The sequence below is a fragment of the Labilithrix sp. genome (assembly GCA_019637155.1).
Lineage (GTDB): Bacteria > Myxococcota_A > Polyangia > Polyangiales > Polyangiaceae > Labilithrix.
In genome coordinates, this window is record JAHBWE010000016.1 from 43,912 (window position 1) to 68,533 (window position 24,622).

The 24,622-nt window shown below is 71.2% G+C and carries 20 protein-coding genes; 7 read left to right on the top strand and 13 right to left on the bottom strand.

Going from position 1 to position 24,622, the window contains the following annotated elements:
• From KF837_30900 to KF837_30935, 8 genes are read right to left on the bottom strand one after another with little or no spacing between them, the layout of a single operon-like run.
• Positions 1-1,659: an ABC transporter substrate-binding protein gene (locus KF837_30900; protein MBX3231774.1), complete on the bottom strand. Its 1,659-nt coding sequence runs from the start codon at positions 1,657-1,659 to the stop codon at positions 1-3.
• Positions 1,659-2,669, bottom strand: a complete 1,011-nt coding sequence (locus tag KF837_30905) for a hypothetical protein (GenBank protein ID MBX3231775.1) — start codon at positions 2,667-2,669, stop codon at positions 1,659-1,661. Before KF837_30905 ends, KF837_30900 begins: the two co-directional genes overlap by 1 nt.
• Positions 2,669-4,150: a serine/threonine protein kinase gene (locus KF837_30910; GenBank protein MBX3231776.1), complete on the bottom strand. Its 1,482-nt coding sequence runs from the start codon at positions 4,148-4,150 to the stop codon at positions 2,669-2,671. The genes KF837_30905 and KF837_30910 overlap by 1 nt, the downstream gene beginning before the upstream one ends.
• Positions 4,150-5,109, bottom strand: a complete 960-nt coding sequence (locus KF837_30915; GenBank protein MBX3231777.1) for a metallophosphoesterase — start codon at positions 5,107-5,109, stop codon at positions 4,150-4,152. The genes KF837_30910 and KF837_30915 overlap by 1 nt, the downstream gene beginning before the upstream one ends.
• 57 nt (positions 5,110-5,166) lie before the next feature.
• A complete protein-coding gene (locus KF837_30920) occupies positions 5,167-5,994 on the bottom strand; it encodes an inositol monophosphatase (protein ID MBX3231778.1) in 828 nt (275 codons plus the stop codon).
• Positions 5,991-7,436 carry a UDP-N-acetylmuramate:L-alanyl-gamma-D-glutamyl-meso-diaminopimelate ligase gene (locus KF837_30925; protein MBX3231779.1) on the bottom strand — a complete coding sequence of 482 codons (1,446 nt, stop codon included), beginning with the start codon at positions 7,434-7,436 and terminating at the stop codon, positions 5,991-5,993. The genes KF837_30920 and KF837_30925 overlap by 4 nt, the downstream gene beginning before the upstream one ends.
• Complete coding sequence (locus KF837_30930; protein MBX3231780.1) at positions 7,437-7,967, bottom strand: hypothetical protein; 531 nt, start codon at positions 7,965-7,967, stop codon at positions 7,437-7,439.
• Positions 7,968-7,999: 32 nt separating this feature from the next.
• Positions 8,000-8,611, bottom strand: a complete 612-nt coding sequence (locus KF837_30935) for a hypothetical protein (protein MBX3231781.1) — start codon at positions 8,609-8,611, stop codon at positions 8,000-8,002.
• 38 nt (positions 8,612-8,649) lie between these two features.
• Here KF837_30935 and lat point away from each other — a divergent pair, with 38 nt between their 5' ends.
• The gene (gene lat / locus KF837_30940; GenBank protein MBX3231782.1) at positions 8,650-9,978 is read left to right on the top strand and encodes an L-lysine 6-transaminase; all 1,329 of its coding nucleotides are present in this window, start codon (positions 8,650-8,652) and stop codon (positions 9,976-9,978) included.
• Here lat and KF837_30945 read toward each other — a convergent pair.
• A complete protein-coding gene (locus tag KF837_30945; protein ID MBX3231783.1) occupies positions 9,956-11,773 on the bottom strand; it encodes an ABC transporter ATP-binding protein in 1,818 nt (605 codons plus the stop codon). The genes lat and KF837_30945 overlap by 23 nt on opposite strands.
• Positions 11,770-13,611 (bottom strand): ABC transporter ATP-binding protein, encoded by a 1,842-nt coding sequence (locus tag KF837_30950; GenBank protein ID MBX3231784.1) that lies wholly within the window; start codon positions 13,609-13,611, stop codon positions 11,770-11,772. Before KF837_30950 ends, KF837_30945 begins: the two co-directional genes overlap by 4 nt.
• 550 nt (positions 13,612-14,161) lie before the next feature.
• On the opposite strand from KF837_30950, the gene KF837_30955 reads away from it, so the two are divergent.
• The 4 genes from KF837_30955 to KF837_30970 all read left to right on the top strand — a co-directional run bounded on the left by KF837_30955 (position 14,162) and on the right by KF837_30970 (position 17,587).
• Positions 14,162-15,184 (top strand): helix-turn-helix transcriptional regulator, encoded by a 1,023-nt coding sequence (locus KF837_30955; GenBank protein MBX3231785.1) that lies wholly within the window; start codon positions 14,162-14,164, stop codon positions 15,182-15,184.
• 104 nt (positions 15,185-15,288) lie between these two features.
• Positions 15,289-15,795 carry a hypothetical protein gene (locus KF837_30960; GenBank protein ID MBX3231786.1) on the top strand — a complete coding sequence of 169 codons (507 nt, stop codon included), beginning with the start codon at positions 15,289-15,291 and terminating at the stop codon, positions 15,793-15,795.
• 1 nt (position 15,796) lies between these two features.
• The gene (locus tag KF837_30965; GenBank protein ID MBX3231787.1) at positions 15,797-16,648 is read left to right on the top strand and encodes a helix-turn-helix transcriptional regulator; all 852 of its coding nucleotides are present in this window, start codon (positions 15,797-15,799) and stop codon (positions 16,646-16,648) included.
• A gap of 39 nt (positions 16,649-16,687) precedes the next feature.
• Positions 16,688-17,587, top strand: a complete 900-nt coding sequence (locus tag KF837_30970; protein ID MBX3231788.1) for a hypothetical protein — start codon at positions 16,688-16,690, stop codon at positions 17,585-17,587.
• Between the two features lie 5 nt (positions 17,588-17,592).
• Here the strand turns inward: KF837_30970 and KF837_30975 are convergent, their stop codons facing one another.
• On the bottom strand, positions 17,593-20,187 hold the full coding sequence (locus KF837_30975; GenBank protein MBX3231789.1) for an AAA family ATPase: 2,595 nt from the start codon (positions 20,185-20,187) through the stop codon (positions 17,593-17,595).
• A gap of 125 nt (positions 20,188-20,312) precedes the next feature.
• Between KF837_30975 and KF837_30980 the strand changes: the two genes are divergently transcribed.
• A complete protein-coding gene (locus tag KF837_30980) occupies positions 20,313-21,215 on the top strand; it encodes a serine/threonine protein kinase (protein MBX3231790.1) in 903 nt (300 codons plus the stop codon).
• On the opposite strand, the gene grxC is transcribed toward KF837_30980, so the two are convergent.
• Both grxC and KF837_30990 read right to left on the bottom strand, forming a co-directional pair.
• Complete coding sequence (grxC, locus tag KF837_30985; GenBank protein ID MBX3231791.1) at positions 21,181-21,435, bottom strand: glutaredoxin 3; 255 nt, start codon at positions 21,433-21,435, stop codon at positions 21,181-21,183. The two genes, KF837_30980 and grxC, sit on opposite strands and share 35 nt — an antisense overlap.
• Positions 21,436-21,487: 52 nt before the next feature.
• Positions 21,488-22,939, bottom strand: a complete 1,452-nt coding sequence (locus KF837_30990) for a sigma-54-dependent Fis family transcriptional regulator (protein ID MBX3231792.1) — start codon at positions 22,937-22,939, stop codon at positions 21,488-21,490.
• Positions 22,940-23,109: 170 nt separating this feature from the next.
• Here KF837_30990 and KF837_30995 point away from each other — a divergent pair, with 170 nt between their 5' ends.
• On the top strand, positions 23,110-24,603 hold the full coding sequence (locus KF837_30995) for a protein kinase (protein MBX3231793.1): 1,494 nt from the start codon (positions 23,110-23,112) through the stop codon (positions 24,601-24,603).
• The last annotated feature ends 19 nt before the right edge of the window (positions 24,604-24,622 follow it).

A 24,622-nucleotide genomic window follows, 5' to 3' on the forward strand; every position in this document is an offset into this window, starting at 1 on the left:
TCAGAAGTTGCAGAACTGCGTCATCGCCTCGTAGGTGCCCTGCATCTGCTCGGTCTGCGCGTTGTAGAAGAGCGGCGACGCGCGCCCGCCACCGGCGATGCCGTTCTCCTCCGGCAGGCACCAGAACTGGATGTCCGACGGCGCCTCGCCGGTCTCGAGGTCGTAGTCGAGCGGCCCCGACGCGCCGTTGAAGTCGAAGCCCTGGCCCGCGCTCAGCTTCTGGAACGCGGTGTTGATGTTCGTGAACCCGACGTCGAGGTTGCCCGCGCCCTTCATCACCTGCTTGGCGAAGCCCTCGGCGATCACCTTGCCCGTGATCGGCTTGTCGCCCGCGGCCACGATCGAGAACGCGATGTTGTAGAGCGCGTCGTACGCGTTCGCCGCGCCGCCGGTCGACGGGGAGGTGCCGTCCGTGACCTTCGCGTTGTAGAGGGTCTGGAATTTCAGGAAATTCGTGTTGCTCGTCCCGGGGATCGTCCCGACGATCCGCCTTCGCAGGTTGCCGTTCGAGTAGTCGGGCGTATCGGGGTTGCCGTTCGCGATCGCGGTCGCTTCGGAGACGAGGGAGCCGTCGGCGAGGATGTAGCGCGGGCGCGGCGGCGCATCGACGCCGGTGGGCCACTCCTTCTCGATCCCCTTCATCAGCTCGGTCAACGTCTCGGTCGTGCCGAAGAGGAACACGACGTCGGGCCTCATCGTCGCGATGCCGGTGACGGCCTCGGTGTACTTGGGCGTCGCGTCGCCGTAGTCGAACATCGCGAAGTTGCGGGGCGAGCCGATCTGCGCGAGCGCGGCCTTGCCGTTGAAGACGAGCGACTCGCTCACCGACTCCGCGAGCCCGCGCCCGTAGGGGTCGCCCTTGTTCGCGATCGCGACCTTGATGTCGCGCGTGGCGCCGGCGAGGACCTGCTGCTCGAGCCAGGGGAAGAACTTCACGTCGGCCTGCGCCTGGATGACGTCCGAGGGCGAGGTCCGCCAGACGAGCCCGTCGTCCTGCAGGCCCGTGATCGCGACGCTCGTCGCCGACGGGGAGATGAGGAGCGTGCCGGCCGGGATCGTCACGTCGGTCGCGACCTTGATCGTGATCCCGCTGAAGGCGGCGCCGATGATGGCGGGGACCTCGAGGCCCTCGGCGAGGTGCTTCGCCGCGCGCACCGCGACGTCGTCGTCGCTCGCGTCGGTGCAGCCGACGAGGACGAGCGGCCGGCGCGCGGTCGTGCCGGGCCGCGGCGGGAGGTGCCCGTTGCCGCTGAAGTCCTGGATCGCGAGCGCGATCGCGTTCTCGATCGGGACGCCGCTCGTGAGGTCGTCGCCCGTCGTCGGCAGCACCGAGCCGATGATGATCGCGTTGTCGTCCTTGTACGAGCCGACGATCTTCGAGCAGTCCTGCGATTGGAGCGAGACGCAGGCCTGATCGCTCTTGCGGCAGACCCAGAACTCGCCGCGTCCCATGCAGTCTGCATTGACCTTGCACTCGCCCGGGACGCCCGTCTCCGTGATCGGCGCGACGCTGTCCGGGATCGTGCTCGTGTCGGCGACGTCGAGGCCGGAGTCGGGCACGTCCGCGGGCGGCGGTCGGATCGAGAAGTCGTCGACGCCGAGGACGGCGCTGCACGCGAACGTCCCGAGCGCGAGGGCGGCGAAGAGGGCGCGGCGCATCAGAACGTCCCTCGCCAGCTCACGCTGCCCGGACCGAGGCCGAGGCCGGCCGCGCTCTTCATCTTGGGTCCGAAGAGCAGGACCGCGGCGCCGCCGGCGAGGCCGACGCCGCCGACGACGAAGCCGATCGTGCCGATCGTCGCCTCCGTCTGGAGGCGATCGAGGCGGCCTCGCTGATCGGGATCGCACAACCTCTCCGGGCCGCACGACTCGTCGAGGCTCGACTTCGTCCCGAGGCCGAGCGCGCCGGCGACGACGCCGGTGACGAGCCCCGCCGCCCCGACGCCGAGCAGCGACCAGCCGACGACGCGCATCGTGCTCGAGTCCTCGGGCGGCGGCGGAGGCGGTGAATCGATCGGGCGCTCCGGCGGCGGCGCGACGGGAGGGGCGAGGACCGGCGGCGGCGGGGCGTCCGCGGTCGGCTCCGGCTCCGGCGCGAGCTTGATCGTGAGGCGCTCACCCTCCTTGAGCTCGATCGCCTGCGACACCTTCTTGTGTCCGGGCGCGGTCGCCTCGACGACGTGGGGGCCGGGATCGGTCGGTCGATCGATCTCCACGAGCGCGGGCGGGACGAGCTCGCCGTCGATCGTCACCGTCGGCGTGACCCCCGCCGCGACCGTGACCTCGAGGCGGAGCTGCGCGATGCGCGGCATCGTCTCGTCGAGGAGCTTCTGCGCGCGGGCCTTCGCCTGCACGAACGGAGCGGGCGCCTTCGGATCGAGCGGCTCGCGCGTGAGGCGCCGCAGCTGCTCCGCGCCGAGGACGAGGTGGCCGAGCAGGATGTTGCACTCGCCGAGCTTCTCGAGCGTCGTCGGCGCGTGGTGCAGGCGCTCGGCGCGATCGAGCTTCTCGAGCGCGTCCTTGCAGTTGCCGGCCTCGGCGAGGTGGAGGCCCTCCGTCCCGATCGCGCGCGCGGCCGCGATCGCGCTCGGGTCTTCGTCGCCGCGGGCGACGGTGGTGGTGAGGACGAGCGCGATGGTGAGCGCTGCGACGGATGACGTCGGCTTCATCAGTAACCGATGTCGATGATATCCGCTTTCTTCTCCGGGCTGGCGCTCGATACGGTCGAGGACACCGCCGCGGGCTTCGGCTTCGCTTTTGGCGGGAGCGCGCGCACCGGGACCGGCACCAGCGGCGCGCTCGCGCTCGCGCTCGGCTCCGGCGTGACCGGCTCGGCCACCGCGACGGGCGGCTCTTTCTCGGGCGTCGCCGGCGGCGGGATCGCTTGTGCTTGCGCTGGCGGCGTCGCCGGCGCCGGCGTCTCGGCGCGGGTCCGGAGCACGAAGCCTATCCCGACCAGTCCGATGACCATCGCCGCCGCGGCGGCGACGACCTTCGTCTTGCCTCCCTTCGGCGGCGCGTCGGGGAGCGGGTCGCCCGCGATCGTGATCGCGGCGTTGGTGGGGTAGAGGCCGCTCGGCAGGCTCGCGGGTGGCGGGGCGACGAGGTACGCGCCGCTCGCGGCGGCGGGGAGCGAGCCGGTCGAGAGCGCCGACGGGAACGAGCTGTTGAAGCGGACCGACGCGGGCTCCGCCATGCCCGCCGCGACGAGCACCTCGCCCGCGCGCTCGGCGCAGATGCGCGCGCGCTTCGGCGCGAACGGCAGGAGATCGAGCGCGACCTCCGCGACGTTCTGGTACCGCTTCTCCATGTCCTTCTCGAGGCAGCGCTCGATGACGCGCATCAGGTCGGGAGGGAGGTCGTTCCGGTACTTCACGATCGGCGTCGTCGGCTGCTCGAGGATCGCGGCGCAGAGCTCGGTGATCGTGTCGGCGACGTAGGGCAGCGCGCCGGTGAGCGCCTCGTAGAGGACGACGCCGAGCGACCAGATGTCGGTGCGCGGATCGACCTGCTCCGGCGAGCGCACCTGCTCCGGCGACATGTAGAGCGGCGTGCCCATCATGTTCTGCGTCTTCACGAGCGGGATGCTGCTCGAGAGGAAGTTGCCGGTCAGCGCGACCTTCGAGATGCCGAAGTCGAGAACCTTGATCGAGCGCATGCCGTTCCGGACCTCGACGAAGAGGTTCTCCGGCTTGATGTCGCGGTGGACGATGCCCTTCGCGTGCGCGACGGCGAGCGCCTCGCACGTCTGCATGCCCCACTCCGCGACGTCGCGCACCTCGAGCGAGCCGCTCTCCGCGATGATGCTCGCGAGGTCGCGGCCTTCGAGGAACTCCATGACGAGGAACGGCACGCCCTCGGGGGTGCGGCCGACGTCGAACACGGTCGCGACGTTCTCGCTCTTGATCGAGCAGGCCGCCTTCGCCTCGAACATGAAGCGGCCGACGACGTCGCTCCGCTCGAGCATCTCTTTCCGCAGGAACTTCAGCGCGACGCGGTCGCCGAGCTCCACGTTCTGCGCCGCGACGACGATGCCGACGCCGCCTTCGCCGATCAGCTTCTCGACGAGGTATTTCCCATTGATGACGGTTCCGACGGTGGGATAACCCGCCGGCGTGGTGGCTGCCCCGCTTTGCGGCGCAGCCGTCATCAGCCCTGCAGCTCGACGGCGAGACCGTATTGCCAGCCGTCACTCTGCTTGCGCGAGTGAACGACGCGAGCCTCGAACGGCACCTGCCACCCGTCGCCGACGAGGCCCTTCACGGTCTCGCCCTGTTCGAGGAGCTGGGTCGCGCGGTCGGCCTCCTCGGGCGACCACAGGAGCATGCCGATCTCGGAGTAGTTCAGCGTCTCGAGCTTGATGTCGCCGCGCTTGGCGTGGTGGATGGTGACGGGGACCGCGCCGAGGAAACGCACCGCCGCGCGGCGCGAGGTCTTGTCGCGGAGGAACGCCGGACGGAGCCCGGTCTTGCGTGGCACGGAGTAGATGCGATGGCTCGGGAGCTCGATCGCGGTGAGGAAGCCGCCGTACGCGCAGGCGGTGTCGACGTTGATGCGCGCGGCGCTGACCTCCACCGCGTTCACCGGCGTGTGGCCGTGGACGATGCGCTTCTCCCACCTCCGGCTGCTGTTGATGAAGGAGCGCCGGATCCACAGGAGCTCGTCGCGGTCGCGCACCGGATCGAGCTCCTTCAGCGCGATGTCGGGGACGCCGGCGTGGACGAAGAAGTGGTCGTCGGTCTCGTGCCACAGCTTCAGCTCTTCGAGGAAGGCGATGTGCGACTTCGGAACGACCCACTCGCCGTGCTCGTCGGCGAAGTCGGCGAGCGTGCTGGATCCGCCGTTGAGGATGAAGCGCGCGACGCGCTGCGGGTTCGATCCGTCGAGGAACTCCCGCAGCATCTCCTCGTGGTTGCCGGAGAGGGTCACGAAGTTGAACTTCTGCCGCCACTCCATGAGCGTCTCGAGGACGCGCCTGCTGAACGGCCCGCGATCGATGTAGTCGCCGAGCATGACGACGGTCGAATCGTCCTTGAGCGGCAGCATTCCGAGCAGCTCTTCGAGCTCCTCGACGCAGCCGTGGACGTCGCCGATCGCGAACACCGCCATTCGACGAACGATAGCGGAAAGCCGCTCGCTGCGGGCCGCTTTCGCACGCTCGCGATGTCAGCCGGTGTGGGCTAGCTCGGCGACCAGCGCTCCGTGCAGCGCGCCGTTCGTGACGACGATGCGGCCGCGCTCGAGGAAGGCGGCGCCGCCCGTGAAATCCGTGACCGTGCAGCCCGCCGCGCGCGCGATGGCAGCTCCACCTGCCACGTCGTAGGGGTTCACCTTGCGCTCCCAGTAGCCGTCGTACGTACCGTCGGCGACGAGGCACACGTCCATCGCCGCCGATCCGCAGCGCCGGATCGCGAGGCACTTCTTCTTGATCGTCGTGAACGCGGCGAAGTTGTCGTCGTCGCTCGTACGGCGATCGTAGGGGAACCCGGTCGCGAGGTAGGCCTCGGCGATCGCGGCGGTGCGGCTCGGGGCGCAGGCGCTCTCGGTCGCGGGCAGGAACGCGCTCGCGAACGTGTGGCGTCGCGCCGAGCGCTCGCCGTTCGCCGCGGTCCAGCCCGACCACTCGACGCCGAGCGCCGGAGCAAGGACGAGGCCGAGGACCGGCGCGCCGCGCGCGACGAGCCCGATCGAGATGCACCAGAAGGGGTGACCGTGCACGAAGTTGGTCGTCCCGTCGATCGGGTCGACGTAGAAGCCGACGCCGTTCTCGAGGTCGCCGCCTCCTTCTTCGCCGACGAACGCATACGGCAGCTCGGACGTCAGGCGCTGCCGGAGGAGCGCCTCGCTCGCGCGATCGTACTCGGTCACGAGGTCGATCGCGCCTTTGTGCTCGACCGCGACGTGGCGCCGGAACCCGTTGCTCACGAGCTTCGCTGCTTCCATCGCCGCCGCGCGCACGACGCCGAGCGCGCGCGCCAGCTCGTCCGGCGTCATTTCGCGCCGAGCGCGTGGAGGAGGCGCTCGTGGAGGCCGCCGAAGGCGCCGTTCGAGAGGAGGGCGACGACGTCGCCGGGCTTCGCCTCGCGCACGAGCGTGTCCGCGATCGCGTCGATGCTCGGCGCGGCGGTCGCGCCTTCGCCGATCGCGGCGGCGATCCGCGCGACGTCGAGGCGCTCGGCTTCGGGGATGTTCGCGCGCCCGAGCGGGGCGAAGAGCACGCGATCGGCGGCGCGGAACGCGGTCTCGTACTCGATCTGATGGATGTTCCGGCACGCCGTCGCGCTGCGCGGCTCGAAGACGGCCCAGAGCTTGCCGCTCGGATGGCGAGCCCGCAGCGCGCGGAGCGTCTCGTCGACCGCGGTCGGGTGGTGCGCGAAGTCGTCGTAGATCGCGATCTCGTTCGGCCGTCCGATGAGGTCCTGCCGCCGGCGCACGCCCTTGAAGGAGGTGAGGGTGGCGCGCGCCTTCTCGATGTCGACGCCGAACCCCTCCGCGCACGCGGCGAGCGTCGCGAGCGCGTTGCGGACGTTGTGCGCGCCCGGGACCTCGAGCGCGAAGCGGCCGCCGTAGGAGCCGCCGAGGAACAGGTCGAAGGGCGTGACGCCCTCGTCGCCCGGGACGAGCACGGCGAGCCACGTCGGCGTGACGTCGCCGGTGTCGTCGCCGTCGAGCGCATAAAAAGCGGTGCGCGCCTTCGCGTGGGCGCTCACGATCCGGCGCGCGGCGGCGTCGCGCGCGTCGCAGACGACGAGGCCGTCGGGGCCGACGCGCTCGACGAGCTCGCGGAACTGTGCCTCGTAGACGTCGGCCGACGGATAGATGTCGATGTGATCGTGCTCGACGCTCGTGACGATGACGACGCTCTCGGCGTCGACGTAGTCGAAGAACTTCGGCTTCTTGTGCCAGAACACGGCGTCGTATTCGTCGCCCTCGACCACGAACGGGGCCGGCATCGCGGACGCGCCGACGATCTTGCGCTTCGTGCCGCCGAGGCGGGCGCCGCCGTCGAAGTTCTTCGGGAGGCCGCCGATGAAGAAGCCGGGCTCGAGCCCCGCGCGCTCGAGGACCCACGCGCACATCGCGCTCGTCGTCGTCTTGCCGTGCGTCCCCGCGACGACGAGCGGCCGCTTGCCGGTGAGGAAGCGCTCGCGGAGCGCGGCCGACATGCTCGTGCGCGCGATCCCGCGGCGCTCGGCCTCCACCGCCTCGACGTTGTCCCTCCGGATCGCGTTGCCGACGACGACGAGATCGAGGTCGCCGGCGACGTTCTCCGCCTTCCATCCCGGGAGGCAGCGGATCCCCGCCGCCTCGAGCGCGGGGCCCATCGGCGGATCGAACGCGACGTCCGAGCCGCTGACCTCGTGCCCCGCGTCCTTGAGGAGGGTCGCGAGCTGTCCCATGCCGGTGCCGGCGACGCCGACGAGGTGGACCTTCATTCAGTCGCCGACCTTCGTGAACGTGAGCGTGCCCTCCGCGCCTTCGAGCGCGAGGGTGAGGGTGGTGCCTTCGATCACGAAGGCGAGGTCGCCGCCGGGGAGGTCGGCGTTGCACTTGAAGTCGCCGTCGGCGGCGGAGAACTGGAGCCCGCCCGGCACCGCGATGACCCCTTCCTTCGCGTCGATGTCGGCGCTGTCGATGCCGGTGAGGTTCGGCGCGTCGAGGCTCTGGCCCGCGGGCGAGGTGCAGCGCGCGGTCCCGGCGATGTAGTCGTCGGTGAAGCGGAGGCGGAGCGCGATCTGGCCCGTATCGCCGGACTCCTTCGTCTCCCAGACCCCGCGCAGCTTGTCCGGCGTCGCGGGCGGGAGCGGATCGAAGAGCGTCGAGGGATCGGGCGGGGTGCCGCCGGTGGAAGAAGAGGAGGAGGACGACGACGTCGACGACGCTCCTCCGCCCGGTGTGTCGTCGTCGGACGAGCAGGCGAAGAGGAGCGCGAGCGCGGCGGTCGCGGCGACGAGGAGCGTGCGCATGGCGCGCGCACGCTAGCACTCGGCCACGCGCGTCAGAAGTCGATCGAAAAGCAGCGCTCGCGGCCGTCCACGAAGCGCTCCTGGGCGGGCCCTTCGCCCAGGAGGTGCACGTTCGCGTCGCCGTAGAGCGCGCGGATTTCGTCCTCGCCGACGGAGAACGGCGGCGTGGTGGGGTTCGCGTGCTCGAGCGCGACGAGGAGGCCCTTGCTGCCTTTGGCGAGGAGCGCGCGGACGTGCGCGGCGTAGCGCGGCCGCATCTCCGGCGGGAGCGCGATGAGCGCGGCGCGATCGTAGTACCCGTCGACCGGGCCGACGAGCTCGCGCGTCGTCGCGAAGAAGTCGCCGGCGACGATCGTCACGCTCGCGGCGGAGTACACGCGCACGCCGCCCTCTTCGCGGACCGCCGGCGTGAGCTCGTGCTCGGCGAAGAAGGCCTTCACCGCGTCCTCGACGACCTCGATCCCCACCACGTCGTGCCCCTGCGCCGCGAGGAACGCGAGGTCTTCGGCCTTGCCGCACAGCGGCACGAGCACGGTGCGCCCGGCGAGCACGCGCGCGTGCTGCGCGAGGTAGGCGTTCGCCTTGCCCTCGTGAAACGCGATGCGCCCTTCGCTCCAGCGCTGGGTCCAAAACGCGACGTCCATCGCGCCGATGTTACCGGAGTCCGTGGTAAGGATTGATCATGTTCCGCCGATCGGAGATCCAGAGCGCGGCCGTTCACGACACGCTGCGGCGTCACATCCTCGTCGACGGGTATCCGCTCGTCGTCGATCTCGAGAAGAGCCGCGGATCGCTCGTCCGAGATGCGCTGACGGGCAAGGACCTCGTCGACTTCTACGCGTTCTTCGCGTCGAACCCGCTCGGCTTCAACCACCCCGGGCTCCTCGACGAGCGGACGCAGGAGCGGCTCCGAGCCGTCTCTACCGTTAAAGTCGCGAACTCCGACAAATATACCACCTACTTCGCCGAGTTCGTCGACACGCTCGAGCGCACCTGCGCGCCGCCCGAGCTCACGAAGTACTTCTTCGTCGAGGGCGGCGCGCTCGCGGTCGAGAACGCGCTGAAGACGGCGTTCGACTGGAAGGTTCGCAAGAACATCGCGTCGGGCCGCGGCGAGCGAGGCTACGACGTGCTCCACCTCGAGCACGCGTTCCACGGGCGGTCCGGCTACACGATGAGCCTGACCAACACCGACCCGAACAAGGTGGACTACTTCCCGAAGTTCCCGTGGCCGCGCGTGCCGTCGCCGATGATCCGCTTCCCGCTCTCGAGGTACGAGGCGGAGGTCGAGGCGCGCGAGAAGGCGACGATCGCGGCGATGGAGGCGGCGTTCGACGAGCGGCCGCACGACATCGCGGCGATCATCGTCGAGCCGATCCAGAGCGAGGGCGGCGACCACCACTTCCGCGCCTCCTTCTTCAAGGAGCTGCGCCGCCTCGCCGACGAGAACGACGCGCTCCTCATCTACGACGAGGTGCAGACCGGCGTCGGCGCGACGGGCAAGTGGTGGTGTTACCAGCACCACGGCGTGACGCCGGACATCTGCGTCTTCGCGAAGAAGCTCCAGGTCGGCGGCATCTTCGTCGGCGACCGCATCGACGAGGTCGGCAACAACGTCTTCGTGAAGCCGGGCCGCATCAACTCGACCTGGGGCGGCGGCCTCGTCGACATGGTGCGCGCCACCCGCATCCTGGAGATCATCGTCGACGACGACCTCCTCACGAACGCGGCGACGCGCGGGAAGGAGCTCCTCACCGGGCTCGAGAAGCTCTCCGAGCGCCACCCGATCGTCACGAACGCGCGCGGGCAGGGGCTCCTCTGCGCGATCGATCTGCCGAGCAAGGAGACGCGCGACGCGGCGATCAAGCGCTGCTTCGCCGACGGCATGCTCGTCCTCGCCTGCGGCAAGAGCTCGCTCCGCTTCCGCCCGACGTTGAACGTCACGCAGGAGATCATCGCCGAGGGCCTCGCGCGCCTCGAGGCGGCGATCACGGAGATCGAGAAGGCGTAGCGCTCGGTCCTCCGAGCGCGTCTTGGATAGCGCTCGCGTCTTGGGTAGCGAGCCGCCAGCCGCGCGCGCGCTCCTGCGCCGCCCAGAGCCGCGCGTACAGGCCGTCGCGGTCGACGAGCTCGGCGTGGGTCCCCTCCTCGACGACCTTCCCCGCTTCGAGGACGACGATGCGGTGCGCGCGCCGGATCGTGCGGAGCCGGTGCGCGATGACGACCACGGTCTTGTGCTTCACGAGCTCGTCGATCGCGCGCTGGATCTCCGCCTCCGCCGTCGCGTCGACCGACGCGGTCGCCTCGTCGAGGAGCACCACCGGCGCGTCCTTCAAGATCGCGCGCGCGATCGAGATGCGCTGCCGCTGTCCCCCGGAGAGGGCGCTCCCGCCTTCGCCCACCGGCGTGTCGTACGCGAGCGGGAGGTCGGCGACGAAGTCGTGGACGTGGGCCGCCTTCGCCGCGGCGACGACCTCCTCGTAGCTCGCGTCGGGCTTGCCGACGCGGATGTTCTCGAGGACGGTGCCGGAGAAGAGGACGACGTCCTGGAACACCATCGCGATGTGGCGATGCAGGTCCTCGAAGGAGAGGTCGCGCACGTCGACGCCGCCGATGCGCACCGCGCCCGATCCCGCGGGCACGTCCCACAGCCGCGCGACGAGGTGCGCGATCGTCGATTTTCCCGCGCCGGAGGGGCCGACGAGCGCGGTGAGCGTGCGCTCGGGGAAGCGGAGCGAGACGTGCTCGAGCACGTTGCCGCCGCCGCCGTACGTGAACGTGACGTCGTCGAGCTCGATGTCGTGGCGCGCGACCTCCACTTTCTTCTTCCGCTTCGGATCCGCGAGCGGCGGCTCGGCGAGGAGGCCGTCGATGCGCTCGAGCGCCCGCTCCGCCGCGCGGAGGAGGAGGAACGCGACGCCGAGGTCGGAGAGCTGGCGCGTGAGGCCGCCGGTGACCATGAGGAAGACGAGGAGCGTGGGCGCCGTGAGCGTGCCGCCGAGCATGAGCCAGCTGCCGAGGAGCGCCACGAGCACGAGGCTCGCCTCGACCGTGAACGTGTAGACGGAGAGGAGGGGCGTCGGCGCGACGTCGGCGCGGATCATCGCGTCGCGGAGGCGTTCCATCGAGGCGCGGAGCCGCTCGTAGCCGTCGCCGTGGCGTCCGAACGTGCGGAGCACCGCGATCCCTTGCACGTATTCGACGATGCGCGCGTTCGCGTCGGCGGAGGCGTCGAGCACGGCGCCGACGTGGCGCGTGAAGATCGGGCTCGTCACGCGGAGCACGACGAGGGCGATCGGCATCGTGAAGAACACGGCGAGGCCGAGGCGCCAGTCGACGACGCAGAGCCCGGCGCCGACGACGAGCGGCAAGACGAGGCTCGCCGCGAAGACGCCGAAGAGGTGGCTCCAGATGTCCTCGACGAGCGCGATGTCCGTCGTCAGCACGCCGGCGAGCTCGCCGATGCGGCGCTCGGAGAAGAAGCCCATCGGCAGCCGCCGCAGCCGGTCGGCCATCCGGATGCGCGCGTGTCCCATGAGCGAGTGCGCGGCGCTGAAGATGTCGACCATCGCCGGGCGCGCGAAGAGGAGGCGGAGCGCGAGGGCGGCGAGGACGCCGAGCGTGAGCTGCCAGAGGAGGGCGTGCGAGAGCGTGCCCTCGAGCGCGCGGCGCACGAACACGACGACGAGCGCGTACGGGATCGCGATCGCGACCGCTTCTCCGAGCGCGAGCCAGAGCCCGCGCGCGAGGCGCGGATCGCGCTTGCCCGCGAGGCGCGAGCCGAGGCCGACGAGCTCGCCGATCACGACGCGATCTCCCAGTCGAGCGCCGCGGAGTGATGCTCCCAGAGCTCGCGGTAGAGCGCGCAGCGCTCGAGGAGCGCGTCGTGTTTCCCGCTGTCGAGCACGCGCCCCGCGTCGAGGACGACGATGCGATCCGCGCCGGCGATCGACGACAGGCGATGGGCGATGACGAGGACGGTGCGGCCCTCGCACGCGGCGTCGATCCCTTCCTGGATCGCGGCCTCGTTCTCGGCGTCGGCGAAGGCGGTCGCCTCGTCGAGCACGAGGACGGGCGCGTCCTTCAAGAGCGCGCGGGCGATCGAGAGGCGCTGCCGTTCGCCGCCGGAGAGGCGCGCCCCCCGCTCTCCGATCACGGTGTCGTAGCCCTTCGGGAGCGCGCGGATGAAGTCGTGCGCGCGCGCGGTCCGGCAGGCCGCCTCGATCTCGTCGTCGCTCGCGCCGGGCCGCGCGATCGCGAGGTTCTCGCGCACGGTGCCGTGGAAGAGGAACACGTCCTGGAACACGACCGCGACGCGGCTCAACAAGTCGTCGAGCGGCATCGCGCGCACGTCGACGCCGCCGAGCTCGACGCGTCCGCCGGTCACGTCCCACAGCCGGGGGACGAGGCGCCCGATCGTCGATTTGCCGGCGCCGGAGGGCCCGACGAGGGCGGTGACCTCGCCGGCCTTCGCCTCGAAGCTGACGGAGGCGAGGGCGTCGGCGCGGTCGTCGTCGGCGTACCGGAACGACACGTCGACGAACCGGAGCCCGGCGTCGCGCGGAACGCGCTCGGCCGCGCCTTCGACGTCGCTCTCGACGTCGCTCGCGTCGAGGACGCCGGCGATGCGGGCGAGCCCGCTCTCGATGCGCTGGACGTTGCCTTGCGCGAACATGAGGCGCACGAGCGAGGCGAGGACCTGCGGTCCGAGGACGAGGAAGAGGACGAGGTCGGGGAGCGAGAGGGAGCCGCGGAGGTGGAGCCAGCCGCCGAGGGGGAGGAGGACGACGATGCTCGAGCCGATCAGGGTGCCGAAGACGCCGAAGGCGCCGCCGCTGGTCTTCATGAAGGTGTCGAGCCAAAGGAGCGAGTCCTGGATCGATCGCGCGAGGTCGCCGAACGACTTCGCGCTGAGGCCGAACGTCTTGATGACGTGGATGCCGCGGAGGTACTCGAGCAGCGAGGAGTCGGTGCGCTCTTGCAGCTCGCGCCAGCGATCGTGCATCGCGCCCATGTCGCGCATCATGAAGGCCATGAGGCCGACGGCGATCGGCGCCATCGCGAACGCCGCGAGCGCCATGCGCCAATCGACGAAGAAGAGGAGCACAGTGGTGAGGACGGGCACGGCGACGGCGGCGACGCCGTCGGGGAAGTGGTGCGCGACGAACATCTCGATCTGGTTGACGTCGTCCATCATCGTGCGCTTGAGGTCGCCGGTGGATCGCCGCGCGAAGAACGAGAGCGGCACCCCCGCGAGCTTCCGCGCCATCGCGACGCGAAGGTCGTGCAGGATCCTGTACGCCGCGACGTGCGCGAGGACGTTCTGCGCCGCGAGCGCGACCGCGCGCACGCCGAGCGCCGCGAGCGCCACGAACGCGAGCCGCTCCACCTCCCCGATCCGCGGCGGCGCCGCGAACACGGCCTCCGCCATCTTCGCGATACACACATACGGCACGAGCCCAACCGCCACCCCGACGACCGCCGCGCCCGCGGCCCCCGCGACGCTCCAGGGCCGCCACCCGAGCAGGAAGAAGACCCCTCGCTTCGCCACCTTCCCATCACTCCGCGCGGTGGCTTCGCTCCGTGCGGTCGCCTCGCCACCTCGTCCCGAGCGCCCGCTCGGCGCATCCCCCCGCGCGCTCATCCCGCGCCCGAGCTCCGTCGCGTCGGCCGCGCGTGCTGCTGGTGCCGGCGGCACGTCGTTTGGCTCGCGCCCGAGCTCTGTCGCATCGGCGCGCGCTGTCGCGGGCGCCGGAGGTGCGTCACTCGGGGCATTTGGCTCGCGCGCGAGCTGTGTCGCGTCTGTCGTGCGTGACGCGGCGTCGCTGGGAGCGGTCGTCTCGTCTGCACTTGCTCGTGGCGCGCCGCTCGTTGCGGTCGGCGCGGCCGCACGTTCTGTCGCGTTTCCCCCGTCTGCCGCCGACGTCACGGCTCGATTCATGTCCTCCGTTCTAGCAGATGATATTGAAAGTCAAATTCAATTAGGTCGACGCGTAGGCTTCGACTCGGGAGCGCGAGCGTTGGGGTCCGCGCTCGGGAGCGCGAGCGTTGGGGTCCGCGCTCGGGAGCGCGAGCTGCCAATCGCCAGGTGAACGCGATGACGGAGAAGCACGATGCGAGGTCGCTCGAGGATGCGGCCTTGCATCGTCCAGATGGATTACGATCCCTTGGTGGAGAGCGCGTTTTCCCGAGTTGTGGAGCGTGTTTATGCGGCGGCGGTCGAACCTGCGGGCTGGTCCGAGGCGCTCCGTTTCCTCGCGGGAGCGGTCGGCGGGACTGCGTGTGGATTTCGGGTCGAGTCGTTCGAGGTGCCCGCCGTCACGCAGACGTGGGTAGGCCTCGAGCCCGCGTTCGAGCGCGCCTACGTCGAGCGCTACTGGGCGGACGACGTCTGGGCGATCGAAGCGCGCCGGGGGCCGGTCGGCTTCGCGCGGACGGGCGACCAGCTCGTCTCGCCGAAGATCAGGAAGGCGAACCCCTTCATCAACGAGCTCTGCGTGCCGTACGAGCTCGACGATCTCGTCGGCGGTCTCGTCGCGCTCGGTCCGCACGAGATGATCTCCTTCGCCGCGATGAAGCCGCGCGGCGCGCGCCCGTTCGACGCGTCGCACGCCGAGCTCTTCGAAGCGCTCATCCCTCACATGCGACGGGCGTTGGCGATCGCCGATACGCTCCAGTCCGCTCAGCGCGACGCGCGCACGGCGTGGGACGTCGTCGATCGCCTGCCCGCCGGCGCGATCGTGCTCGACGCGCGCGGCCGTCGCCTCCACTTGAACGAAGCCGCTCGGCGCATGGTCGCGGCGGGGCTCGACCTCGACGCGCGCGACTTCCGCGAGATCGTGGCCACGCTCGAGCCCCGGCGCGTGACGACGAGCTCGGGCGCCGTGCTCGCGGTGACGGCGGTCCCGCTTCGCGCGGAGGACGACCTCTTCGCCCTCGCGAACGAACGCGGGCGGACGCTCGTCGTCGTGACCGATCCGTCGGCGCGGGTCGGCGCGCCGGCGGAGCTGCTCTCGCAGGTCTACGGCCTCACCGCGGCCGAGGCGCGCGTCGCGCTCCTCGTCGGCGGCGGCCTCGCGCCGAAGGAGGCGGCCGACCGGCTCGGCACCGCCTGGAACACCGTGCGCGCGCAGCTCCGGCACGTCTTCGCGAAGACGGGGACGAGCGGACAACCCGCGCTCGCGCGCCTGCTCGTCCTCCTCGGCCTCGCGTCCTGACGCCCGACGCCCGACGCCTGACGCCCGACGCCGTTGGCCGGAAGTCGAAAGACGTTGGCCGGCCGGCGAAAGCGGCGCGCGCGCGGCGGCGCTACTGCGTGGGCATGAACAAGACGACGCTCCTCGCCGCTTCTCTCTCGCTCCTCTCGCTCGTCGCGTGCGCGCCCGCCGACACGGAAGACGCCGCGACGTCCGAGGACGCCTTCGCCGCCGACGGACCCGCGCTCCGCGTCGACGCGACGTGGCGGCGCGTCGTGACCGGCACGCCGACGTACGGCTACGACGCGACGACGCCGATGGTCGCGATCGGCGTGCGCGTCAACGACGCGGCGGTGCGGCGGACGCACCCCGACTTCGACGGCTTCGAGCGCGCGGTCGCGTACGTGCCGCGCGCGGACGGCACGACGGAGCGGCGCGAGCTCCCGTTCCGCTACACGACGTGGCAAGGGTACATCCAGCTCTACCCGGTCGACGTGCACGAGGCGGCGGCGTTCTTCGTGTCGGAGGCGGACCTCGCCGTCATCCGGCGCGACGGCATCACGGTGACGCTCGAGACGAACGCGGGCGTCGTCGGTGGTGACAACGTCGCGGTCGTCGCGAACAATCCGTGAGGTGCACGAGATCGACGTCGATCGCGCCGCCGCGCCTGCGTTCGGGATCGCCGAGGACTACGAGCCGTTCCGCGGCGACTGGCACCAGCACGATCGCCATCAGCTCCTCTTCGCTGCGCGCGGCACGCTCGTCCTGACGACCGAGGACCGACGCTGGACGCTCCCGCCCGAGCGCGCGGCGTGGATCGCGCGGAAGGTCCGCCATCGCGTCGAGAGCAGCACCGGCTGCGCGCTGCGCACGGTCTACATCGCCGCCGCGCTCGTGAAGCGCTCGCCGCCCCGCTGCCGCGTCTTCGCCGTCACCCCGCTCGCACGCGAGATGCTCCTCTACGCGATGCGCTGGGGCCCGACGGGGAGGGGGAGCCCGCCAGACCCGACGGGGCCCCAGAAGCGGCCGCGCAAGCGAAGCGACCCGAGCGCTCCGCAGGGCCCCGACGTTGACCAAGACCTCGCGGATACGTACTTCCACGCGCTCGGGGCGCTCGCGTCGGAGTGGATCGCGGACGAGCGGCCGTACTTCCTGCCGGTCGCGAAGTCCGCCGCGACCGCGCGCGCGACGGCGTGGATCGACGAGCACCTCGACGAGGCCACGGTGGAGCGCGCCGCGGCGGCGGCGAAGGTGTCGGTCCGCACGCTGTCGCGCCGGTTCGAGGACGAGCTGCAGACGAGCTACCGCTCGTACTTGCAAAGTGCACGCATGATGCGCGCGATGGAGCTCCTCGCGCGCCCCGACGCGTCGGTGTCCTCCACCGCGCACGCGGTCGGCTTCTCGAGCCTCGGCGCGTTCACGACCGCGTTCACCGAGCGATGCGGCGAGACCCCGAGCGCCTACCGCAAGCGCGTCACCTCGTAACCGGCACGACGCGACACGAAAAGTGCCATAGTGCGCGGCATGAAGGCGCGGGAGGTGACGACGTACGCGGTCGCGGCCTGCGTCCACGCGCTCGTCGTCGCGTGGGCGCGGACGCCGGCGCCCGCGCGCGCACCGATCGTCGAGGCGGCCGAGGTCCCCGCCACGGAGGCCGCGATCGAGATCGAGACCCCCGTCGAGCGAGAAGACGAGTGGTCGCCTTCGGCAGAGGCCCCGCGCGCCGCCGCGGCGATCCGCGCCGCCGCGGTGGGCGCCGTCGCGGTGGGCGCCGCCGCGGTCGCTCCACGCGCGTCCGCCGCGTCCGTCGCGCCCGCCCCCACCGGCTCGGCCGAAGCCGTCGCGGGCTCGAACGGCACGTTCATCGTGTTCGGACCGAAGACCGGCATCGGCCTCGGCGAGCTCAACCCGTTCATGGCGCGTGGTGCGCTCGCGGAGGGCGGCGACGCGGGGGCGCCTCCTCCTGCCGACGCGAAGCGCAGAGACGATACGCTCGCCGCGGCCTTGCGCGCGCAGGACGTCGCGAAGGGGCTCGGGCCCGAAGGTCCGGTCATCCGCGCGCTCGAAGAGGCGACGCTCGCGAGCGCGGCGCCGATCAAGGGCGGCGCGACGTTCAGGGCGATCGTCGACGCGGCGGGCATCGTCACCGACCTTCGCCTCGTGGCGTGGCGCGGCGAGCGCAACGGCTGGGACGACGCGCGGGAGCGCGCGGCCGTGGCCCTCGCCGCGACGAAGCTGAACCTGCGCGGCGCGCAGGGCGCGGAGCTCCACATCCAGGTCGACTCCGATCTGAAGCTCCCGAGCGGCGCGAGCGCCGACGGCCTCTCGCAGAAGAAGACCGTGTTCTCGCTCGATCCGAGCGACGTCGGCGCGCGCCCGATGCGGATCGTGCACGCGCGCCTCGAGAGCTTCGAGCTGCTCTAATCGCGTTACTGCTTGATGAACCTGAAGCCCTCGCCGTCGTCGACGTCGCATTTCACGGTGCTGCCGTTGGTGTAGCCCCCGGCGAGGAGCTCCTCGGCGAGCGGGTCCTGAATGGCCTTTACGATCGCGCGCTTCAGCGGGCGCGCGCCGAAGGCGGGCTCGTAGCCGATGTCGACGAGGCGCATCTTCGCGCCCTCCGTCAGCTCGAGGTGCAACTCCCGATCAGCGACGAGCTTTTCCACTTTGCGTAGTTGGATATCGACGATGCCGCGCAGATCGGGCTTCGAGAGCGGGCGGAAGATGATGACGTCGTCGATGCGGTTCAAGAACTCGGGGCGGAGGAAGTTCTTGAGCTCCTCGCGCAGCACGTCGCGGAGCGCCTCGCGGCCCTCGTCCGACTCGAAGAGCCTCGGGTCGGTCTCGAGGATGCGCTGCGAGCCGATGTTGCTCGTCATGATGACGACCGTGTTCGAGAAGTCCGCCGTGCGGCCGCGGCCGTCGGTGAGGCGGCCGTCGTCGAGGACCTGGAGGAGCAGGTTGAACACGTCGGCGTGCGCCTTCTCGACCTCGTCGAAGAGGAGCACGGAGTAGGGGCGGCGGCGGACCGCCTCGGTGAGGAAGCCGCCCTCCTCGCTGTCGACGTAGCCGGGCGGCGCGCCGACGAGGCGCTGCGCCATGTGCTTCTCCATGAACTCGCTCATGTCGAGGCGGGTCATCGCCTGCTCGTCGTCGAAGAGGAACTCGGCGAGCGCCTTCGCGAGCTCGGTCTTGCCGACGCCGGAGGGGCCGAGGAAGAGGAACGAGCCGATCGGCTTGCCGGGATCGCGGAGGCCCACGCGCCCGCGGCGGACCGCGCGCGAGAGCGCCTTCACCGCTTCGCTCTGGCCGACGACGCGATGGGAGAGGCGCTCCTCCATCTTCATGAGCTTCTCGCTCTCGGCCTCGAGCATCTTCGCGACCTGGATGCCGGTCCAGTCGCAGAGGACCTGCGCGACGTCCTCCTCCGTGACGATGCTCGAGATGCTCTCCTTCAGCCCCGCGTTCGCGACCGCGGCGTCGGCGGCCTCGAGGCGGCGCCGCACGTCCGGGATCTGCACGTGCTCGAGCTCGCCGAGCTTCGCGAAGTTCTTCTCGTTCCGCGCCTGCTCGAGCTGCGCTTGCAGCTTGGTCATCTCGTCCTTGAGCGCCGCCTGCGCCGCGACCGCGCCGCGGCGCGACTCGAGCTTGATCCGCATCTCGGCGACGGACGGCTCGAGATCGCGGATCTCCTTCTCGAGGCGCTCGCGCGTCTTCGTGCTCATCGCGTCGTGGTCGTCCTTGAGGCCCTCGAGCTGCGCCTTGAGCGACGCGACGCGGCGGATCGCGTCGTCCATGTGCGCGGGGAGGCCGTCGATCTCGACGCGCTTGCGCGCCGCCGCTTCGTCGAGGAGGTCGATCGCGCTGTCCGGCAGCGCGCGCTCCTGCACGTAGCGCTTCGCGAGGCGGACCGCGGCCGTGATCGCGGGATCGCCGATCTGCACTTTGTGATGCGACTCGTAGCGCGTGGCGACGCCGCGCAGGATCTCGACCGCGCGCTCGGGCGTCGCGGGCTCGATCGTGAGCACGGTGAAGCGACGGAGGAGGTTCGGGTCCTTCTCCGAGAGCTTGCGCACGCCCTCGAGCGTGGTCGACGCGAGGAGGCGGACCTCGCCGCGCGCGAGGAGCGGCTTCAGGAGGTCGCCGACGCCGGCGCCGGCCGGGCCCGAGCCGAGGAGCGACTCGAGCTGCGCGATGTAGAGGAGCGAGTCCCTGCCCTTGAGCGAGGAGACGACCTGCTTCAAGCGGTCCTCGATCTCGCCGCGGAGCTTGGCGCCGGCGAGGAGGAGGCCGGTCTCGAGCTCCAGGATCGAGAGCGACGCGAGGTTCTGCGGGACGTCTCCCGCCGCGATGCGCATCGCGAGCGCGCCGACGATCGCGCTCTTGCCGACGCCGGGATCGCCGACGACGAGCGGGTGGTTCTTCTGCCGGCGCTCGAGGATCTGGAGGAGGCGGCGCACCTCGACGTCGCGACCGATGACGGGATCGAAGCCCTTCTCCTTCGCGCGCCGCGTGAGATCGTGGAGGTAGCGCGCCGCGCCGTCGGCGCCCACGCCGGTGCTCGTCGAGGCGATCTCGCGCGGCACGCTCTTCAGCGCCGCCATGTGGGGGCGGAACGAGCCCGGTCCGAGCGAGAAGGCCTGGAGGACGACCGCGGCCGGACCGCGGATCTCCTGCGAGAGCGCGTTGAGGAGGTTCTCGACCCCGACCGCGCTCTTGTCCGCGTCCTTCTCCGCGCGCTGGAGCAGCCCCAGCATCGCGGTCGAGAGGTACGCGAGGCCGGTCCCCGCCTTCGCGAGCTTCTGGAGCTGCGACTCCGCCTCCGACGCGACGTCGTTCGGATCGGCCCCCGCTTTCTTGAAGACCTCCGCGACGCCCGGATCGCGTTCGAGCGCGCGCGCGAGGAGGTGGATCGGGTCGACCTGGACGTGCTTGCGCTCGTCGGCGAGCGCCTGCGCGCCCGCGACGAGGGCCTTCGCGTCGTGTGCGTATTTCTCGAGGTGAATCGTCTGCTCGGCGGCCATGGGGATCACGAAGGTACCACGGCGCTGTCACGCGTTCGCGACATCGGTCGACGGGGCGCGACGCGCCGTTTGCCCCGGAATTTCGGATGCTGACGGCGGCACGTGCGTTGCTCTCCGAAGAGGCGATGCGGTTCGGCGGGATCACGGACGCGCGCTTCGAGGTGCACGGGCAGATCGGCGCGGGCGGCTGCGGGGTGATCCATGAAGCGTTCGACCGGGAGACGGCGCGGTGGGTGGCGCTCAAGATCCTGACCGACGAGGACCCGAACGCGCGGGCGAGGTTCGAGCGCGAAGCCCGCGCCGCGTGTTCCATCAACCACCCGAACGTGTGCGCGGCCTACGCCGCCGGCCTCCTCGACGACGGCCGCCCCTACGTCGCGATGGAGCTCCTCCACGGCGAGAACCTCCGCCGCTACCTCGATCGGCACCGCGGCCTCGAGCTCGAGGCCGCGATCGAGGTGACGGTGCAACTGCTCTCCGGCCTCGAGGTCGCGCACGCGCACGGGCTCGTTCATCGCGACGTGAAGCCGGAGAACGTGTTCCTCGTCACCGGCGAGGACGGTCGCATCACGGTGAAGCTGCTCGACTTCGGCCTCTGCCGCAGCGCGGTCGATCCGTTCGACGGCCGCACGCTCACCGCGCTCGGCTGCGTCGTCGGGACGCCCGGCTACCTCGCGCCGGAGCAGCTCGGCGAGGGCGCCGTCGTCGACCAGCGCGCCGACGTCTTCACCGCCGGGCTCGTCCTCTTCGAGATGCTCGCCGGTCGCCGCGCCTACCGCGGACGGAACGCGGCGCAGCTCGTGATGCAGCTCCTCCTCGACGAGGTCCCGCTCCTCGGCGAGGTCTGCCGCGCGCCGGCCGTGCTCGAGCGCGTCGTCGCCCGCGCCACCGCGCGCGATCCGGCGCAGCGTTACCCGGTCGTCGCGGCGTTCCTGCACGACCTCCTGTCGGCGCGGACGCGCATCCGCCTCGAGGGCTCGCGGCGCGCGCGCGTCAGGCTGCCAGCTTCTTCGCCAGCTCTCCGCTGAGGTCGAGCTTGCGCAGCTCGTCGAACCCGCCGATCGGCTCGTCGCCGATGAAGATCTGCGGGACGGTGCGGCGGCCGGTGGTCTCCACGAGCCACTGCCGCTTCTCGTGATCGCCGCTGACGTTGATCTCCTCGAACGCGATGCCGCGGTCCTCGAGCAGCATCTTGGCGCGGACGCAATAAGGGCAGAAGTTCGTCGAGTACATGCGAACGGGCTTCATCGGGGGCTTCGATGAAGCATAGTCCGCGCCAGTTGCGTTCGCGAGCCGGAGCTCACGTTCGACCGCGCCTCGACCGCGGGGAAGTGGCGTCGCCGGCGGGCTCTCGCCTCGTCATCCCGTGCTTCTTGAGGAGTCGGTTCAACGCGTCGCGGCTCGAGAGTCCGAGCGCCTTCCATGCGTGCGAGACGTTGCCGTCCGCGTCGTCGAGCGCGCGGGCGATCTCGTCGCGTGACGGAGGTGCGTCGGCGATGCGCTTGAGGCGGAGTCGTCGCGACACCCCCGCCGACAGCGTCAAGCGGTCGTGGCGGCTCTCCGCCATCGACAGGAGCAGCAAGCTCTCGAGCTCGCGGACGTGTCCCGTGTACGAGTGCCGAAGGAGCGCCGCGATGAGCGCAGGCTCGACGCGCGGGGCGTCGTCGGTGAAGAAGCGCTCGCGGAGCTGAGCGTCCCGGCGGCTCACCTCCTGGAGGATCGCGCGGGCGAGCAGCGGAACGTCCTCGACGCGCTCGTCGATGCCCGGGATCTCGAGCCGAAGCTTGAGGCGCGCGAGGAGATCGTGCTTCAGCGCGTCCTCGTCACGGTTGGTCGCCGCGACGAGCCGCAGGTCGCACCGGCGCGCGCGATCTTCGCCCAGCCGGTGGTACTCCCCTGCGTCGAGCAGGCGGAGGAGGTGCGCCTGCACGTACGACGGCAGCTCGCCGATCTCGTCGAGGAAGAGCGTGCCGCCGTCGGCCTCACCCACGAGCCCCGCGCGCTCACGCATCCCCGCGTTCGGGTAGTTCTTCGCGTTGCCGAAGAGCTCCGCGTCGACGATCCCGTCGGGGAGCGTCGCGGCGTTGCGCGCGACGAACGGCCCGGCGCGCCGCGGCGAGAGCGCGTGGATCGCGCGCGCCGCGAGCTCCTTCCCCGCGCCGCTCGGTCCCGTGACGAGGACATGGGACTCGCGACGCCCGTAGAAGTCGATCGTGTCGCGCATCGTCCACGTCGTGACGCTCTCTCCGACGATGCCGAACCCGTCGGCTTCGCCGAACGCGAACGCGGGTTCGCTGCCGCGCATGAACGCGCCCCTCGCGCGCTCGATGCAGAGGAGCGCCATCTGACCTTCGAGGAGGAGGACATCGCCGGGCGCGATCGTGGCGCGGTCGAGCTTGCGCCCGTTCACCTCGAGCGAGAGCTTCCCCGTGCGCTCGATCGTGATCCCGCCCGCGGCGCGCGTCATGACGAGCTGGCGCCGAGAGAGCGCCGGGCAGAGGAGCGGCGCAGGCTCCTTGCGCGCGGCGCCGGGGCGGTGCGGCGCGAACAGGAGGCGTGGTCCCGGATCGTCGTCTCGCGCCGCGCCCCGTCCGAGCACCCACGGCCCTCGTCCCTCGGCGAACGCGACCTCGCCGAGGCGCGACGGCTCCGCGAGCGACCACGCGAGCAGCAAGGCCGTCCCCGCGGCGTCCGCCTCGCTCGGCTCGGACCGCCCGGGGCCGGCGGTTCCGGTCTTCGTGTCGTCGGTCATCGAAGGAAGCGGTCGCCGAGGCCACGGCGACAAACTCGACTCAGGATGCGAGGCGCGCGCTCCCCTCGTCAAGTCCGGTCACGCGCGCACAGCAGGCCTCTGTGCGCGCACACCGCTCTCCTGCACGAGAGCGCATGTTTTCTCGGGAGGCGAGGTCGCGACGGCCAGGCATGACGCTTGCGAAGCTCGAGCGCGTGGCGCCCATCCGCGAAGGAGAGATCCTCGCCGGCAAGTACAAGGTGGAACGCGTGCTCGCCCACGGCGGGATGGGCGTCATCGTCGCGGCGATCCATCAGCAGCTCGATCAGCGCGTCGCGCTCAAGTTCCTGCTCCCCGAACAGACGAAGAACGAGGCGCTCATCGGGCGCTTCCTCCGTGAGGCACGCGCGGCGGTCCGCCTCCGCAGCGAGCACGTCGCGCGCGTCCTCGACGTCGGGACCGCCGAGACGGGCTCGCCGTACATCGTCATGGAGTACCTCGAGGGCCGTGATCTGGCGGTCGTCCTCGACGAGGAGCGCCAGCTCTCGGTCCGCGCGGCCGTGACCTACGTCCTCCAGGCGTCGGAGGCCGTGGCCGAGGCGCACGCGCTCGGCATCGTGCACCGCGATCTGAAGCCGGCGAACCTGTTCCTGACGACGCGCCCCGACGGGAGTCCGTGCGTGAAGGTGCTCGACTTCGGGATCTCGAAGCTCCGCGGCAGCGAGCTCGACATGACGAAGACGAGCGCGCTCCTCGGCACGCCGTTCTACATGTCGCCGGAGCAGCTCCGCTCGTCGAAGGACGTCGACGTCCGCGCGGACATCTGGGCGCTCGGCATGATCCTCTACCAGCTCCTCACGGGCGTGGTGGCCTTCGATCGCGAGACGCTGCCGGAGCTCTGCATGGCCATCCTCGAGGAGCCGCTCCCGCCGCTCTCGACGAGCAGGCCCGAGCTCGCGCCCGAGCTCAGCGCGGTGATCGAGAAGGCCCTCACGAAGTCGAGGGACGATCGGTACCAGACGCTCGCGGAGCTCGCGACCGCGCTCGCGCCGTTCTCTCCGACCGGACACGCGTCCGAGCAGCGGATCCATCGCATCCTCGGGATCGGGACTCCGCACAGCGACGCGCCGCCTCCGGATCCGGGCGCGCGGGCGTCGAGCCCGTCGCTCACGGTCGTCATGCCTCCCTCGTCCGCGCGCGACGCTACGTCCGGGCACTTCGGCTCGAGCTCCGGGCAGCTCCCGTCCTTCGGAGAGCTCCCGTCCTCGGACCAGCTCCCGTCTCCACACGCGATCTCCGGCGGGGACACCGCGCCCGTGCGCGGGCTCAGCACGCGGGCCCTCATCGGGTTCTCCGTCGTCATGACGCTCGCCGCGGGGATCGGCGTGACCGCGTTCGTCCTCGCGCGCCGTGCTCCAAGACCGACGCCGGCGGCGTTCGTCGAGGCGAGCGCCCCGCTCGCGTCCGCGGCGCCGGCCACGGAGCTCGCGCCGGAGGTCCCGGCGCCGGCCAAGAGCCCGGAGAAGGAGCCGGAGCCCGCGGCGGTGGCGCCCGAGGCCGCGCTGCCGCGCGCGGGGGCTCACCCGCGGCCGAGCGCGCTCGCGAGCGCGCCGCCCTCGGCGTCGAGCGCGCCGCCGCCCGCGCGATCAGGCGACGACGACGTGATGTTCGGCCCGCGCAAGTGATGGCGCGCGAGCCAGGAGG

Bases quoted from the DNA above. Each gene is read 5' to 3' on its own strand.
- KF837_30900 (MBX3231774.1), bottom strand. From the start codon at position 1,659: ATGCGCCGCGCCCTCTTCGCCGCCCTCGCGCTCGGGACGTTCGCGTGC.
- KF837_30905 (MBX3231775.1), bottom strand. From the start codon at position 2,669: ATGAAGCCGACGTCATCCGTCGCAGCGCTCACCATCGCGCTCGTCCTC.
- KF837_30910 (MBX3231776.1), bottom strand. From the start codon at position 4,150: ATGACGGCTGCGCCGCAAAGCGGGGCAGCCACCACGCCGGCGGGTTAT.
- KF837_30915 (MBX3231777.1), bottom strand. From the start codon at position 5,109: ATGGCGGTGTTCGCGATCGGCGACGTCCACGGCTGCGTCGAGGAGCTC.
- KF837_30920 (MBX3231778.1), bottom strand. From the start codon at position 5,994: ATGACGCCGGACGAGCTGGCGCGCGCGCTCGGCGTCGTGCGCGCGGCG.
- KF837_30925 (MBX3231779.1), bottom strand. From the start codon at position 7,436: ATGAAGGTCCACCTCGTCGGCGTCGCCGGCACCGGCATGGGACAGCTC.
- KF837_30930 (MBX3231780.1), bottom strand. From the start codon at position 7,967: ATGCGCACGCTCCTCGTCGCCGCGACCGCCGCGCTCGCGCTCCTCTTC.
- KF837_30935 (MBX3231781.1), bottom strand. From the start codon at position 8,611: ATGGACGTCGCGTTTTGGACCCAGCGCTGGAGCGAAGGGCGCATCGCG.
- lat (MBX3231782.1), top strand. From the start codon at position 8,650: ATGTTCCGCCGATCGGAGATCCAGAGCGCGGCCGTTCACGACACGCTG.
- KF837_30950 (MBX3231784.1), bottom strand. From the start codon at position 13,611: ATGAGCGCGCGGGGGGATGCGCCGAGCGGGCGCTCGGGACGAGGTGGC.
- KF837_30960 (MBX3231786.1), top strand. From the start codon at position 15,289: ATGAACAAGACGACGCTCCTCGCCGCTTCTCTCTCGCTCCTCTCGCTC.
- KF837_30970 (MBX3231788.1), top strand. From the start codon at position 16,688: ATGAAGGCGCGGGAGGTGACGACGTACGCGGTCGCGGCCTGCGTCCAC.
- KF837_30975 (MBX3231789.1), bottom strand. From the start codon at position 20,187: ATGGCCGCCGAGCAGACGATTCACCTCGAGAAATACGCACACGACGCG.
- KF837_30980 (MBX3231790.1), top strand. From the start codon at position 20,313: ATGCGGTTCGGCGGGATCACGGACGCGCGCTTCGAGGTGCACGGGCAG.
- grxC (MBX3231791.1), bottom strand. From the start codon at position 21,435: ATGAAGCCCGTTCGCATGTACTCGACGAACTTCTGCCCTTATTGCGTC.
- KF837_30990 (MBX3231792.1), bottom strand. From the start codon at position 22,939: ATGACCGACGACACGAAGACCGGAACCGCCGGCCCCGGGCGGTCCGAG.
- KF837_30995 (MBX3231793.1), top strand. From the start codon at position 23,110: ATGACGCTTGCGAAGCTCGAGCGCGTGGCGCCCATCCGCGAAGGAGAG.